We start from the raw sequence: 14506 nt of genomic DNA on the forward strand, positions 1-14506 counted from the left end.
CCTTTCCTCGATCGGCGCGCGCCGGGGTTATTTGCCGCCTTGCAGCGACGTGAAGGTCGCCAGCAGCGCGGTCATCGCCGCCTGGCAATCCTGCTGCACCGGGGTGCCGGCGCGCAAGGCCTCCAGCGCCTTGTCGATGGCATCGTCGAGTTTATGCCAGTCGCTGGCGGCGCGTGGCTTGAGGCCCGCCTCGGCACCGTCCCAGGCCAGTTCCAGGTCCTTGATGCGGGTCTTCGCCGCAGGCAGCTGGTTCTTGTCCACCAGGCCCGCCACGTCGCTGGCGATGGCCTGGAACGCCGACAGGTCGCCCAGCCGCGTGGCCGCGGCCTGGGTGCTGCCGGCGGCGGCCGGCTTGGCGGCCTCCGGCGGTTTCGAGCAGCCGGTGGCCACGCCCAGCAGGGCGATGGCGGTGAGGATAGCGGTCTTGCGTATCAGGTGTTTGACGTAATGCATGGGAAGTTCCTTGAGTCAGGGTGAAGGAGTATTCAGTGGGCAAGGCGCTGGCGGCTGACGCTCCATTGCGCCACGCTGACCAGCATCAGGATCACGCAGAGGAAGATCGCGCTGGTCCAGGCGGCGCCCATGCCCAGGCCGCCGTAGGTCTTGGCCTGGGTGAGCAGGTCGCCCAGGGAGGCGCCGAAGGGTCGGGTGAGGATGTAGGCGATCCAGAAGGTCAGCACGGCGTTGGCGCCCAGGCGCCAGGCCACCAGGGTGGCGGCGATCAGCGCGCCGAAGATCACCGCGCCCAGGGTGAAGCCCAGGCCCAGCGCCTCGGTGGCCAGGTCGCCGGCGGCAGTGCCCAGGGCGAAGGTGCAGAGCACCGTGGCCCAATAGAACAGCTCGCGCCGCGGGGTGACGATGGCCTGGATGGACAGGCTGCGCTCCACCGCGAACCAGGCCGCGAACAGCAGCGCCAGCAGCACCGAGAACACCGCCGTGCTGGCGTACAGGCTGACGCCAAGTTTGTCAGTGAGCACGTCGGTGATCTGCGTGCCGACGATGCTCACCAGCACCACCGACAGCCAATACACCCACGGGGTGTAGGCCCGGGTGCGCAGCTGGGTGGCCAGGGCGATGGCCAGCAGCACGGCCATGCCGATGCTGGTCACCGCCTGGCCGAGGCCGACGTCGACCGCCAGGTAGTCCGCGCAGGTTTCGCCCACGGTGGTGGACATGATCTTGATCACCCAGAAGGACAGCGTCACTTCGGGGACCTTGTTCAGCCAGTCGGCTGCGGTGAGAGGTTTCATGCGGGGCTGCTCCGTTTCACGATAAGCAGCAGCCTACGCAACGAAACTTAGCCCAGCCTGAGCCCCCAAACCCCGTAGCAGCGGCCGACGGCCGCGTCCCTGGACACCGCGGTGCCTGGGGACGCGGCCTTTGGCCGCTGCTACGAGGTGGAGTGTCAGGCGATCGGGACCAGGGGGTCGGCGGCGGCCCAGGCGGCGTAGCGGTCGGCGGCTGGCGGGTAGATCCATACGGTGTTGATCTGGGTCTTCAGCGCCTTGGCTTCCTCGCGCACCAGTTTCACCTGGCGGTCCCAGCCCTCGGTGTACACCGCGCCCCAGGCGCCCAGGTCCAGGCAGGTGACGTACTTGGGCTGGCGGTACGGCAGCGGCTCAAGGCCCAGCACCTGGGCGGCGACGTTATAGCCGCTGAAACGGCCCAGCATGATCGCGTGCTGGCAGGTCATCAGGGCGTGGTTGCCCAGGTCGTCGGTGGCGGCGTGGGCGACGTCGCCGGTGGCGAAGATGTCGTCCTGGCCAATCACCTTGAGGCTGCTGTCCACGTGCAGGCGGCCCAGGGCATCACGCTCGCCGGGGACCTGGGTGGTCAGGCCGTGGGCGCGCACGCCGGTGGTCCAGATCACCGTGCTGGCCTCGATGCGCTGGCCGTCGTCGAGGGTCACGCCCTGCTCGTCCACCGCCACCACCGACGCCTGCAGGCGCCAGCTCACGCCCAGCTCGTCGCTGGCCTGGGCGATGGATTCGGCGATCTGCGCGCCCATGCTGCCGCCCACCTGCGCGCCGCGGTCAACGATGATCACCTCCACCGCAGCGTCGGCGCCGAGGATTTCACGCAAGCGCGCCGGCATTTCCGCAGCGGTCTCGATGCCGGTGAAACCACCGCCGGCCACCACCACAGTGTTGCGCGCACGGCTGGCAGGCTGGCTGGCCAGGCCCTTGAGGTGCGCTTCCAGGCGCATGGCCTGCTCGATCTGGTCGACGTCAAACGCATGGGCCGCCACGCCGGGGGTGTCGGGCAGCGCCAGGCCGCTGCCGGTGGCCAGCACCAGCTTGTCGTAGCTCACCGCCTGGATGGCACCGTGGGCGTCGGTGTAGCGCACCAGCTTGTGCGCCACGTCGATGGACTGCGCCGCGCCCTGGATGAACTCCACGCCCACGGTGTACAGCAGTTCACCAATGGGTGCCGCCAGGCGGTGGGCGTTGGGCTCGTAGAAGCGCGGGCGGATGCGCAGCTCGGGCTGCGGCGCCAGCAGGCTGACGCGGGTGTCGTGGTGGCCGTGCTGGTTGAACAGGCGGGTGGCGCCCAGGGCAGTCCATACACCGCCGAAACCGGCACCAAGGATAAGGATGTGCTGTTGCATGCTGCGCTCCAGAGGGGCAAGGGAGGCGGCTGGGTGCGCCTCGATAACTGCGACTATATTTGTCGTAGTTTAATTTGGCAATCCCCCGTCCATCGGACAGGCTGCGTTGCCGGGCTGCATGAGCATTGCTAGAATGGCGACTCATTCAGTCGGAGATCCACCATGTCGCTCTACAGCGCGGGCGTTGAATACGGCATCCATTGCCTGATTTTCCTGGTGGGCCCCGGTGGCGACAGCCGCGAAGCCAGCGTGCGCGACCTGGCCGACCTGCAGGGCGTGCCCCAGGACTACCTGGCAAAGATCTTTACCAAGCTGGCGAAGGCAAAACTGGTGGCCGCCACCGAAGGCGTGCGCGGCGGTTTCCGCCTGGCGCGGCCGGCGGACGAGATCAGCCTGCTGGACGTGGTCAACGCCATCGACGGGCGCAAGCTGATTTTCGACTGCCGAGAAATCCGCGGCCGCTGCGCGCTGTTCGACGGCGAACCGCCGGCCTGGGCGCTGGAAGGTGGCTGCGCGGTACACGGGGCGATGCTCACGGCGCAGCAGCGCATGGAAGAGGCGCTGGCGCAGCAGACCATCCTGGACATGGCCCGCAAGGTGGGGCGCAAGGCCCCGGCGGAATTTGGCGGGCAGGTGGATGAGTGGATCAATGAGCGGCGCGACCGCAAGATTCAGGTCACATCAGTGCCCTGAACCTGTGGGAGCTGGCTTGCCAGCGAGCTTTTGAGGCCCGAAAAACTCGCTGGCAAGCCAGCTCCCACAGGTATTACACGCGGAACCGGCGCAGCACGTTGTCCAGCTGCTGGCTCAGGGTTTTCAGTTGCGCGCTGGCGCCGTTGGATTGCTCCGCCGCCTGCGCCGCGTGGCGGGACAGTTCGGCGGCCTGGGTGACGTTCTGGTTGATGTCTTCCACCACGTGGGACTGCTGCAGCGTGGCGCTGGCGATGGAGGCATTCAGGCCGTTGAGTTTGTTCAGCGCCTGGCTGATGGACGCCAGGCTCTGGCCGGCCAGGTTGGCCTGTTCGATGGTGAGCTGGGAGGCACGGCTGCTGTCGCCGATCACCTTCACCGCAGCGTCGGAATGACGCTGCAGGCGCTCGATCATCGCCTGGATTTCCGCCGTTGATTTCTGCGTGCGCTGGGCCAGCAGCCGCACCTCGTCCGCCACCACCGCAAAGCCCCTGCCCTGTTCCCCGGCCCGCGCTGCTTCAATGGCCGCGTTCAGCGCCAGCAGGTTGGTCTGCTCGGCAATGGCGCTGATGACCTCCAGCACGCTGCCAATCTGCGTGCTTTCGCTGGCCAGGGTGCGAATCACCTCCACCGCCTGGCCGATGGTGCCCGACAACTGGTCGATCTGCCGCAGGCTGCTGTCGATATTGGCCTGGCCGCGCTGGGCCTCGGATTCGGCGTCGCGCATCTCGCTGGCCGCATGCTCGGCGTTCTTGGCCACGTCCTGCACGCCATAGGTCACCTGGTTCACCGCGGTGGCCACCAGTTCCATCTGCTGCGACTGCTGCTGGCTGCGCACCTGCGCCTGGTCGGCGTCCACCTCCAGCTCACCGGAGGCTTGGCCCAGGCGCGTGGCCGATTGCTGCAGGTCGCTGACCACCTGGCGCAAGGTGGCGACGAAGGCGTTGAAGTGATGGGCCAGCTGGGTGACCTCGTCGTTGCCCTGCTCTTCCAGGCGCCGGGTCAGGTCGCTGTCGCCGCTGGCGATACTGGCCATGGCCTGCACCGCGGTGTTCAGCGGGCGGACGATGCTGCGCGCGATCAGAATCACCAGCAGCGCCATGATCAGGATGATGCCCAGGCTGATGGCCGCGGCCTTCAGCACCTGCTGATGGAACTCGGCCTCGACGTCGTCCACGTACACGCCCGAACCGATGATCCAGCCCCAGGGCGCGAACAGGCTGATGTACGAGGTTTTCTCCACCGGCGCGCTGGCGCCCGGCTTGGGCCAGCGATAATTCACCACCCCGGCGCCCTGGGCCTTGGCCAGCGCGACCATGGCATTGAACACCTCGACGCCGTCCGGGTCCTTGATGGCCGACAGGTCCTGGCCGTTCAGCTTGGGGTTGGCCGGGTGCATGATCATCACCGGGCGCAGGTCGTTGATCCAGAAGTAATCGGTCTGGTTGTAGCGCAGCCCGCCCACTGCCACCATGGCCTGCGCCTGGGCCTGCTCGCGGGTCAGGGTGCCGGCGGTTTCCAGGCCGTGGTAGTAATCCAGCAGGCCGCTGGCCGTCTGCACCACGTGCATGGTCTTCTGCGCCTTGGCGTCGTACAGGTCATCGTGGATCTGCCTGACCATCGCCACTGCCATGGCGCACAGCATCAACGCCGCCACCAGCAGGATCAGCCACAAACGGCGGCTGATGGAAAGATTGCGCATGTTCATGTCCGCTACTCCGTGCATTGTTTTTGTTATGGCCTTTGAGAGGCCATCGGCGCGGGGGACGGGAAATGAAGGGGCCAGGTGCCGGTGTCCGGTATTAGGCATAAATGCCGTGCAGCGAAGCTGCACATGAAGTGCACTCGTTCAAGCGCGTGATCTGGCTTGTGATCTGCTTGTGATCTGCTTGTGATCTGCTGTTGATCTGGCTTTTGATCTTGATTGTATGCCCCGTAAAGCGCCCGGGCCGACTGGAGGCGTCGATCAACGGGCTGCCCGAAGGGCCGAGGCCGCAGGCCGAAGAGACGGTAACCCGCAGGCTTCTATAGCGGGTGCCGTCTGCCCGTTGAGCGGCGCCGGAAGGAGGGGACCCGTAGCGCAGCGGAGGGCCCAAGCAGGGGCAAGCCCTTTTTGCTTATTTTTTGGCTGGGCCGGCACACCGGGCGACTGCCAAAAAGTGAGTCGGCGTAAGGCCGAAACGGTCGGTGGTCGCCCCGCGAAAATGGATATATCCAGAAACGTCAGAAGCGAGATTCGAAGGCCGTGAACATATCCATTACCGGAGTTGATGCACAATCACCTTTCCGCCCTTACGGCGGGTCACTTTTTGACAAACGCCTCAAAAAGTAACCAAAAAAGGCTTGCCCCTGCTTGGTCCCTCCGCTTCGCTGCGGGTCCCCTCCCTCCGGCGTCGCCCAAGCGGCCGACGGCCCGGAATAGAAGCGCCTCCGGTTCCGTCTTCCCTGGCTACGCCAGGGACCGCTTGGCCAACGCCTCCAGTCGGCCCTGGCGCTTTACGGGGCACACAATCAAGATCAACGGCCTCACGGGATCAAGATCAAGGGCGCGATTGCGTTGGTTGAAATAGCGCGTTTTACGCGTTTTCCGCCGCGATTTGCTCGGAGGCTGCAACGTAGTCGGCCTGGAACTGCGGCGATTCAATCCACGCCAACGCCTGCGCCTCATCGGCGCCGGCCGACCATTGGCGGTATTCCAACAAGGCGGCGAGGATAAAGTCCATGGCGCCCTCCTCGCCTTCCTGCTCGAACACCAGCACCAGCAGCGGGTGCGACAGGAACGCCTTGCACAGCGCCAGCTGGCTGCTGGCCTCGGCATCACGCATCAGCTTGAACAGCTCGGTGAGGTCCACCGATTCGAAGTCGATGCGCTGGTCGTTGGGGTCCAGTTCCACATCGGGGGCGGCGGCGCGCTTGACGCGGTTCTGCTTGGCCTTGGTCTTGGCGCGGGCGGCGCGTTTGTCTTGCTTGTGGGTGGCGGCCATGGGGCGCAGTTCCGTATTGCTGGAAAAACGCCCATGTTACCGCAACCAGGGCCCCGCGGTCAGAACAGCGACAATGGGTAGCTGACAATCAGGCGGTTTTCGTCGAACTCGTTGGTGCTGTAGTCGCGGCGAATGCTGGAGTTGCGCAACCGCACGTTGAGGTCCTTGAAGGTGCCGCTTTGCAGGGTGTAGGCAATCTCGCTCTCGCGTCCCCATTCCTTGCCGTCAGTGATGGTGCCGCTGTGCACGTTGCTGCCGCTGATGTAGCGGTTCATCAGGGTCAGGCCGGGAATGCCCAGGGCGGCGAAGTTGTAGTCGTAACGCAGCTGCCAGGAATGCTCCTGGGCACTGTCGAAGCTGGAGTTGTAGCTGTCGTTGGCCAGGGTGCCGCCGCTGGTGCCGTTGACGCGCATCCAGGCGTTCTTGCCGGTCAGTTTCTGCAGGCCCACCCACAGCGTGCCGCCGCCGTAGCGGGCGGAGAACATGCCGGACAGGGTGCGGTTGTCGAGGTCGCCGTCCAGCGCCGCGCCATCTTCCTTGCCCCAGAAGTAGCCCAGGTTGGCGCCCAGGGTCCAGGCGCCGACGTTTTGGCTGTGCAGCAGTTGCACGTACTGCTGCTGGTAGATGTCTTTCAACTGCGCATTCCACACGCCCACCAGGGTGTGCTTGTCGTTGAAGGTGTACTCGCCGCCGGCGAAGTTGAAGCGGTCGGAGGTGCCGGTGGTGTTCCCCTGCATGTTCATGTCGGTCATGCTCGAGTCGTTGCGCGGGCTGTTCTGGCGGAACTGGCCGCCGTACAGGGTCAGGCCCTCAATTTCCTTGGAGGTGACCTGCCCGCCCTGGAAGGTCTGCGGCAGCGAGCGGCCGTCGTCCGAGCGCAGGATCGGCAGCACCGGCATCCACTCGCCGACCTTCAGCTCGGTCTGGCTGATCTTCATCTTGCCCGCCACCCCCAGGCGGCCGAAGGTGGACGCCGGGTCGCCGTCATGATCGACCGGCAACAGCTGCGACCCACCGGTGCCGCCACCGCCGTTGAGCTTGACCGAGTACAGGCCCAGCACGTCGACGCCAAAGCCGACCACACCCTGGGTGAAGCCGGAGCGGGCGTCGAGGATAAAGCTCTGGGTCCACTCCTCCGCCTGGTTCTGGCCGTAGCCTGGGTTGGTGAAGTTGCGGTTGAGGTAGAAGTTGCGCAGGTTGAGGTTGGCGGTAGCGTCATCGAGGAAGCCCTCGGCCATGCCGTCCAGGGGCAACGCGGCCATCAGGGCCAGGGTGCTGACGAAACGCGGGTTGAAGGTCATTTTCATTGTTATTGTTTTCCATTTTCTTCGGGCAAGGGGGCTCCGCACGCCCTGAGCTGTCAGGGCGCCGGAGGTGAAGCAGAAAAGGTTGCGGGGGTGTCAGGCGGCGGGGCTGGTAGCCAGTGCCTGGCTGGCGCGGCGCTTGGCCACGCCGTTGAGCAGGATGGCCACGGCGGCGAAGAACGCCGGCACGCCGAGCATGGCGAACAGGGCCGGCAGGCTCAGGCCCATGCTCAGCACGGCGCCGCCGATCAACGAGCCGAAGATGGCGCCGAAGCGGCCGATGCCCAGCATCCAGCTGACGCCGGTGGCGCGGAAGTCGGTGGGGTAGTAGCCGGGGGCGAAGGCGTTGAGGCCAGTCTGCGCACCGCTCATGAAGAAGCCGGCGGCGATCACGCCCACGGCCAGCAGGCTGGATTCCAGGCTGAACGCACCCAGCAGCAGGATGCAGGCACCGCCCAGGGCATAGGAGGTGGCGATGACGCGGTTGGGGTTGCGACGGTCCATGATCCAGCCGACGACAATGGCGCCCACGGTGCCGCCGATCTGGAACAGGCCGGTGATGGTGGCGGCGCGCTCGATGGGCAGGCCACCGTCACGCAGCAGGGTCGGCAGCCAGCCCATGGTCAGGTAAATCACCATCAGGCCCATGAAGTAGGTGGTCCACAGGGCCAGGGTGCCGGCACGGTAGGTGTCGGTGAACAGCTTGCTGACCGGCGCCTTGTCCTGCGCCGGCGGCTCGCTGAGGGTGAAGCGGGTGTTGCCGTCGAAGGTGCCGCCCAGCTTGTTCAGCACCCGCGCGATGTCACCGGCCGGCGCCTTGCGGCTGGCCAGGAAGCGCGGCGACTCGGGCAGCAGCAGCCACAGGAACGGCAGCAGCGCCAGGGGCAGCAGGCCGCCCACCAGCAGCACCGACTGCCAGCCGTGCAGCGGGATCAGCCAGGCGGCCACCAGGCCACCGCCACCCGAGCCCAGGTTGAAGCCGGTGAACATCACGGTGATGAACAGCGAGCGGTTGCGCTGGGGCAGGAACTCGCTGAGCAGCGTGGTGGTGTTGGGCATGGCGGCGCCCAGGGCCACGCCGGACAGCAGGCGCAGGCCGGCCAGTTCCCAGGGGTTGCGGGCAAAGGCGCAGGCCAGGCTGAGCACGGCGAAGCCGGTGACGGCAATCAGCAGGATTCGCTTGCGCCCCAGGCGGTCGGCGTAGGGGCCGGCGGTCAGCGCGCCGATGGCCAGGCCGATCATACCGGCGCTCATCACCGGGCCGAAGGCAGCCTTGGTCAGGCCCCATTCCTGAGTGAGCGAGGGGGCGATAAAGCCCATCACCGCCACGTCGAGGCCATCGAACACCACCACCAGAAAGCACAGCGCCATGATCAGCCACTGGTAGCGGCCCACGGGCCGTGAGTCGATCCACCCTTTGATGTCGACGGAGTCGTTGCGCATGTTGTTTCACCTTGTTGTTTTTGTAAGGTTGCCGTGGCCTCTGCGGGCCAGCGGGTGTTGCAGTGGCTGCGACTGTACGTCGACTGGGGGGCGGCGCGCCTGCGGGTTCTGGTTAAGCAGGTATGTGATTTGTTTATCGGGCTGGCACGGCCGTGCCGCTTTCAGTCCTTGGCGAACTGGAAGCGGCGTTCCTGGGAAGTGAGCCGGCGGGCGGCATCCTTGAGGGGCTCGGGGCATGGCAGGTCGGTGATCCGCGCGATCAGCCGGACGTTGCTGCCCAGGCTGTGCGGCTGGGGCTGCACCAGGGTCTTCATCTGGTGGGCGACCTTGAAAATGTCTTCGGCGCAGCGGCCGTCGAAGTCGCCGTGCAGCTCCAGGAACTGGCCACTCTTGTCGTGGTGGATCTGCAGGTGGTAGCGCTGGGAGCCGTCACGGCCGCCGCTGCCCAGCAGCACTGGGGTGAAACCGGGGCCCAGGTAGGCACGCAGCTGGTCCTGCAGGGCGTCCTGGATGGCCACCGGCACTTCTTCGACCAGGGGTTTGGGCCGGGCCTTGAGTTTGCGCTTGAGCTTCACAGCGCGCCCTCCACCGCCTGCCACGGCAGCTGCACGGCCACCGGGTGCTGGAACGCAAAGGCGTAGCTGGCCACCTGGGCCTGCACCACGTTGAAGTCGCAATAGCTGGTGAACGCCGGGAAGATCACTTCGGCCACGTAGGGGCCGCGCACGCGTTTGTCCAGTAGCAGGGTCAAGCCGACAGAGCGTATCAAGTCTTTCATCATTACCTCGAAAGCAGAAAACTGCGTCGCGCCTGGCGCTTCATGCGCAACTGGCGCCTCGGGGCAAAGCTTATGCGGGGCGTGGGTGAAAGGCGGTCAAGGGGATGTAATATTGGGTAAAGATGCGCCTCACGCCCGGCGTGGCAGGTGGATGGCCACGCTCAGGCCACCTTCGGCCAGGTTGCTGGCGCTGATGCGCCCGCCGTGCAGCTCCACGGCGCGCTGGGCGATGGCCAGGCCCAGGCCGAAGCCCGCCTGGTCGCTGCCGCGCTCGAAGGGGTTGAAGATACGCTGCAGGCGGTGGGCTTCCACGCCCGGGCCCTGGTCGGTGATGCGCACCTTCAGGCAGTCCGCTTCCACCGAGGCCACCACCCGCACGGTGCTGCCCTGCGCAGTGAAGCGCACGGCATTGCGCACCACGTTCTCGAAGCAGCGGTACAACAGCTCGCCACTGACCCGGCTGACAAACGCCGTGGGAGCTTCCAGCTGCACCTGGCAATCTTTCATGCCGGCTTCGAACTGCGCATCCTCGACGATATCGGCCAGCAGTTCGGTGACGTCCAGGCGCTCGCTGTCCAGGCTCTCCGGGCGGCCCTGGACGCGGGCCAGGGTCAGCAGTTCCTCGATGAGGATGTCGATGCGTTCCGACTCGCGCTCGATGCGCCCGAGCATTTCCAGGCGCTCGGGGCTCTGCAGCAGCAGGCCGATGGCGGCGCGCATGCGCGTCAGCGGCGAGCGCAGCTCGTGGGAAATGTCGTGCAGCAGGTGCTGCTGGGCGTCCACCAGCAGCTTGAGCTGGGTGGCCATGCGGTCGCAGTCCTCGGCCAGGTCCACCAGCTCGTCGCGGCGCCGGCCCATCTTCGGTTTCACCCGGGTGTCGAAGCGGCCCTGGGCGACGCTGCGCATGGCCCGGCGCAGGTGCACCAGCGGCCACACCAGGTAATAGGCCAGGTACCAGCTGAACAGCGCGCTCATGATGGTGCCCACCACCAGCGGGATGGCGTGGCTGGGGCCCTTGCCTTCCGGCGAACCGGGGTTTTCCGGGGCGCGCAGGGTCACCACCTGGCCGTCGCGGGCGGTGACGGCCAGGCTGTAGGCGTCGGCCGGCACCGGGCTGCCGGCCAGCAACCGGCCCTGCGGGTCGTACAGGCCGACGCGCTTGCCGTGCAGGTCATCAGCCCACACCGTCAGCAACGGCTTGCCGGCGTCGACGCCGAAGCGTTCGATGACGTGCTGGGTGTTGAAGAACACCGTGCCGATCTGCGGGTCACCGGGAAAGAAGCGCCCCAGCAGCAGGATGGCCAAGCCCACCACGAAGGTCAGGGTGGTGGCCAGCCAGAACGCCAGGAACAGCTTCCAGAACAGCCGGCTGGGCCTGATCATTCGGCGATCAACAGGTAGCCCAGGCCGCGCACGCTCTGTATCCAGGCCTTGGCGTCGGGCCGCGGGCCCAGTTTCTGGCGGATGCTGCTGATGTGCACGTCGATACGCCGGTCATAGCGGGTCAGGGGTCGGCCCAGGGCGTTGAGCGACAGGTTCTGCTTGCTCACCACTTGGCCGGCGTGGCGCGCCAGCTCTTCCAGCAGGCTGAACTCGGTGCTGGTCAGGTCCAGCGCGGCGCCCTGCCAGCTGGCCTGGCGCTTGCCCGGCCAGAGTACCAGCGGGCCGGAGCGCAGGGTGTCGCTGGGCGGCGCGTCCTGGGGCTGCACGCGGCGCATGATGGCGCGCAGGCGCGCCACCAGTTCGCCCGGCGAGCTGGGCTTGGGCACGTAGTCGTCGGCACCCAGTTCAAGGCCGGTGATCTTGTCGATGTTGTCGCCGCGGGCGGTCAGTAGCAGCACCGGCACCTGGCTGCTGGCGCGAATGCGCCGCAGCACCTCGATGCCCGACAGCCGCGGCAGCATCACGTCGAGCACGACGATGCTGTAGCGCCCCGACAGCGCCTGCACCTCGCCCTCCTCGCCGGTGTGCACCGCGGTGGCGTGGAAGCCTTCACGCTCCAGATACTCGGCGAGCATCTCGGTCAGCTCCTCGTCATCGTCGACCAGCAATACGGAAATCATGGCGCACTCTTGAATGGGTATCGGTCGATTATCACCGTAGACCCCTTTGCCGTCACCGCAACTTGCGCAACCTTTACCTAACTTGACATTGGGTTAACCGCACCGAACTTCCCGGCCTTTTATGCTTCACCCCCCAAGCCAAGCGACCGCGTGGCGCCTTGCCTCACCGCGAGCCCCGGCGGTGCGCCTGGGCTGTCTGTCGAAGCGTCCTGGAACCTGTCCTGATGAATTTGTCGCGCCTGCTCTGCTCGGTTGTACTGGTGGCCAACGCCACGCTGGTGCATGCCGAAGCGTTCAAGATTTCCGATATTCGTGTCAACGGCCTGCAACGGGTGTCTGCCGGCAGCGTTTTCGGTGCCCTGCCCTTGAACGTCGGCGATGACGCCGATGACCGCCGCCTGGTGGAGTCCACCCGCGCGCTGTTCAAGACCGGCTTCTTCCAGGACATCAACCTGAGCCGCGATGGCACCATCCTGATCATCAACGTGGTGGAGCGCCCGTCCATCTCGTCCATCGAGATCGAAGGCAACAAGGCCATCAGCACCGAGGACCTGATGAAGGGCCTCAAGCAGTCGGGCCTGGCCGAAGGCGAGATCTTCCAGCGCGCCACCCTGGAGGGCGTGCGCAACGAGCTGCAGCGCCAGTACGTGGCCCAGGGCCGCTACACGGCCACGGTCGACGCCCAGGTAGTGCCGCAGCCGCGCAACCGCGTGAGCCTGAAGATCAAGATCGACGAAGGCAGCGTGGCCGCCATCAAGCACATCAACGTGGTGGGCAACACGGTGTTCTCCGAGCAGGACCTGACCGACCAGTTCACGCTCAAGACCACCAACTGGCTGTCGTTCTTCAAGAACGACGACAAGTACGCCCGCGAAAAACTCTCCGGCGACCTTGAGAAGCTACGCTCGTACTACCTGGACCGCGGCTACATCAACATGGACATCACCTCCACCCAGGTGTCCATCAGCCCGGACAAGAAAAGCGTGTTTATCACCGTCAACATCAACGAAGGCCAGCGCTACACCGTGCGCGACGTGAAGCTGTCGGGCGAGCTGAAGGCCCCCGAAGACCAGGTCAAGGCGCTGCTGCTGGTGCAGAAAGGCCAGGTGTTCTCGCGCAAGCTGATGACCACCACCAGTGAGCTGATCACCCGCCGCCTGGGCAACGAGGGCTATACCTTCGCCAACGTCAACGGCGTGCCGGAAACCCACGATGACGACCACACGGTCGATATCACCTTCATGGTCGCCCCCGGCAAGCGTGCCTACGTCGACCGCATCAACTTCGTCGGCAACACCAAGACCGACGACAAGGTGCTGCGCCGCGAGATGCGCCAGATGGAAGGCGGCTGGGCCTCGACCTACCTGATCGACCAGTCCAAGACGCGCCTGGAGCGCCTGGGCTACTTCAAGACCGTGAACGTGGAAACCCCTGCCGTGCCCGGCAAGGACGACCAGGTCGACGTCAATTACAGCGTGGAAGAACAGGCCTCGGGCTCGATCACCGCCAGCGTCGGCTTCGCCCAGAGCGCCGGCCTGATCCTGGGCGGCTCCATCACCCAGAGCAACTTCCTGGGCACCGGCAACTACGCCAGCATCGGCCTGACCAAGTCCGAGTACCAGACCAAGTACAACCTGGCCTACACCAACCCCTACTTCACGCCCGACGGCGTCAGCCTGGGCTACAACCTGTTCTACAACAAGACCGACTACAACGACTACTACAGCGATGGCGTGTCGTACTACTCGATCAACAGCTACGGCGCCGGCATGACCTTCGGCTACCCGATCAGCGAAACCACGCGCCTGACCTACGGCCTGACGCTGCAGCACGACGACATCAGCCCGGGCACCTACAGCGCCGACGAAATCTACGACTTCATCCAGCGCAACGGCGAGAGCTTCACCAACCTCAAGGCCAGCGTGGGCTGGTCGGAGTCGACCCTCAACCGCGGCGTGCTGGCCAACCGCGGCCACTCCCAGAGCCTGAGCCTGATGGCCACGGTGCCGGGCAGTGACCTGGCCTTCTACAAGGTCGACTACAACGGGCAGACGTTCCTGCCCATGAGCAACACCACCTCGATTCGCCTGCACACCAAGCTGGGCTACGGCAACGGCTACGGTTCCACCGACGGCCTGCCGTTCTACGAGAACTACACCGCCGGCGGCGAAGGCAGCGTGCGCGGCTTCAAGAGCGGCACCCTGGGCCCGCGCAGCACCCCGGCCACCGGCGCCTACTCGTCCATGGGCCAGGAGTACTACTCGGACCGCAGCACCGACTCCCTGGGCGGCAACATCCTCATCACCGGTGGCGCCGAGTACCTGTTCCCGATGCCGTTCATCAAGGACCAGAAGTCATTGCAGACCTCTATTTTCTGGGACTTCGGCACCGTGTACTCGGACAAGTGCTACCTTTCCACCACACAGAACTGCGGCAACGTGAGCCTCAGCGAAATGGCCGCCTCGCTCGGCGTCGGCGCTACCTGGTACTCGCCGCTGGGCCCGCTGACCTTCAGCCTGGCGCTGCCGGTGCGCAGCCCGAGCGGCTCCGAGGCGCAGGTGTTCCAGTTCTCCCTGGGCCAGACGTTCTAAGCCCTTCATGACGCGGCCTGCGGATTCGCCGTAGCAGCGGCCGCA

Annotated in this window: 13 protein-coding genes; 2 read left to right on the plus strand and 11 right to left on the minus strand. The window is 65.9% G+C overall.

What is annotated here, in order from left to right:
• Positions 1–27 precede the first annotated feature (27 nt).
• The 3 genes from AC0J42_RS16910 to AC0J42_RS16920 form a co-directional block, all read right to left on the minus strand.
• Positions 28–453, minus strand: coding sequence for a hypothetical protein (locus tag AC0J42_RS16910; RefSeq protein ID WP_473002585.1), 426 nt, complete (start codon positions 451–453; stop codon positions 28–30).
• A gap of 32 nt (positions 454–485) precedes the next feature.
• Complete coding sequence (locus tag AC0J42_RS16915; RefSeq protein ID WP_473002587.1) at positions 486–1250, minus strand: COG4705 family protein; 765 nt, start codon at positions 1248–1250, stop codon at positions 486–488.
• Positions 1251–1405: 155 nt separating this feature from the next.
• On the minus strand, positions 1406–2608 hold the full coding sequence (locus AC0J42_RS16920; protein WP_473002589.1) for an NAD(P)/FAD-dependent oxidoreductase: 1203 nt from the start codon (positions 2606–2608) through the stop codon (positions 1406–1408).
• A gap of 162 nt (positions 2609–2770) precedes the next feature.
• On the opposite strand from AC0J42_RS16920, the gene AC0J42_RS16925 reads away from it, so the two are divergent.
• Positions 2771–3301, plus strand: coding sequence for an RrF2 family transcriptional regulator (locus AC0J42_RS16925; protein WP_416424723.1), 531 nt, complete (start codon positions 2771–2773; stop codon positions 3299–3301).
• Positions 3302–3374: 73 nt separating this feature from the next.
• Here AC0J42_RS16925 and AC0J42_RS16930 read toward each other — a convergent pair whose 3' ends face one another.
• From AC0J42_RS16930 to AC0J42_RS16965, 8 genes are all read right to left on the minus strand, one after another.
• Positions 3375–5006 carry a methyl-accepting chemotaxis protein gene (locus AC0J42_RS16930; RefSeq protein WP_473002590.1) on the minus strand — a complete coding sequence of 544 codons (1632 nt, stop codon included), beginning with the start codon at positions 5004–5006 and terminating at the stop codon, positions 3375–3377.
• Positions 5007–5874: 868 nt separating this feature from the next.
• A complete protein-coding gene (locus AC0J42_RS16935) occupies positions 5875–6282 on the minus strand; it encodes a protein-tyrosine phosphatase family protein (protein WP_416424725.1) in 408 nt (135 codons plus the stop codon).
• A gap of 59 nt (positions 6283–6341) precedes the next feature.
• Complete coding sequence (locus AC0J42_RS16940) at positions 6342–7589, minus strand: OprD family porin (RefSeq protein ID WP_416424726.1); 1248 nt, start codon at positions 7587–7589, stop codon at positions 6342–6344.
• Between the two features lie 93 nt (positions 7590–7682).
• Complete coding sequence (locus AC0J42_RS16945; protein WP_473002591.1) at positions 7683–9029, minus strand: MFS transporter; 1347 nt, start codon at positions 9027–9029, stop codon at positions 7683–7685.
• Between the two features lie 161 nt (positions 9030–9190).
• Positions 9191–9604, minus strand: coding sequence for a hypothetical protein (locus AC0J42_RS16950; protein ID WP_473002592.1), 414 nt, complete (start codon positions 9602–9604; stop codon positions 9191–9193).
• Positions 9601–9807, minus strand: a complete 207-nt coding sequence (locus AC0J42_RS16955) for a hypothetical protein (protein ID WP_473002593.1) — start codon at positions 9805–9807, stop codon at positions 9601–9603. The genes AC0J42_RS16950 and AC0J42_RS16955 overlap by 4 nt, the downstream gene beginning before the upstream one ends.
• Before the next feature lie 129 nt (positions 9808–9936).
• Positions 9937–11190 (minus strand): HAMP domain-containing sensor histidine kinase, encoded by a 1254-nt coding sequence (locus tag AC0J42_RS16960; protein ID WP_416424730.1) that lies wholly within the window; start codon positions 11188–11190, stop codon positions 9937–9939.
• Positions 11187–11870 (minus strand): response regulator, encoded by a 684-nt coding sequence (locus tag AC0J42_RS16965; RefSeq protein WP_416424731.1) that lies wholly within the window; start codon positions 11868–11870, stop codon positions 11187–11189. The genes AC0J42_RS16960 and AC0J42_RS16965 overlap by 4 nt, the downstream gene beginning before the upstream one ends.
• 224 nt (positions 11871–12094) lie before the next feature.
• Here AC0J42_RS16965 and bamA point away from each other — a divergent pair, with 224 nt between their 5' ends.
• Positions 12095–14461 carry an outer membrane protein assembly factor BamA gene (gene bamA / locus AC0J42_RS16970; protein ID WP_473002594.1) on the plus strand — a complete coding sequence of 789 codons (2367 nt, stop codon included), beginning with the start codon at positions 12095–12097 and terminating at the stop codon, positions 14459–14461.
• Positions 14462–14506: the final 45 nt, after the last annotated feature.

The sequence above is a fragment of the Pseudomonas sp. Tav-5-1A genome (assembly GCF_055755055.1).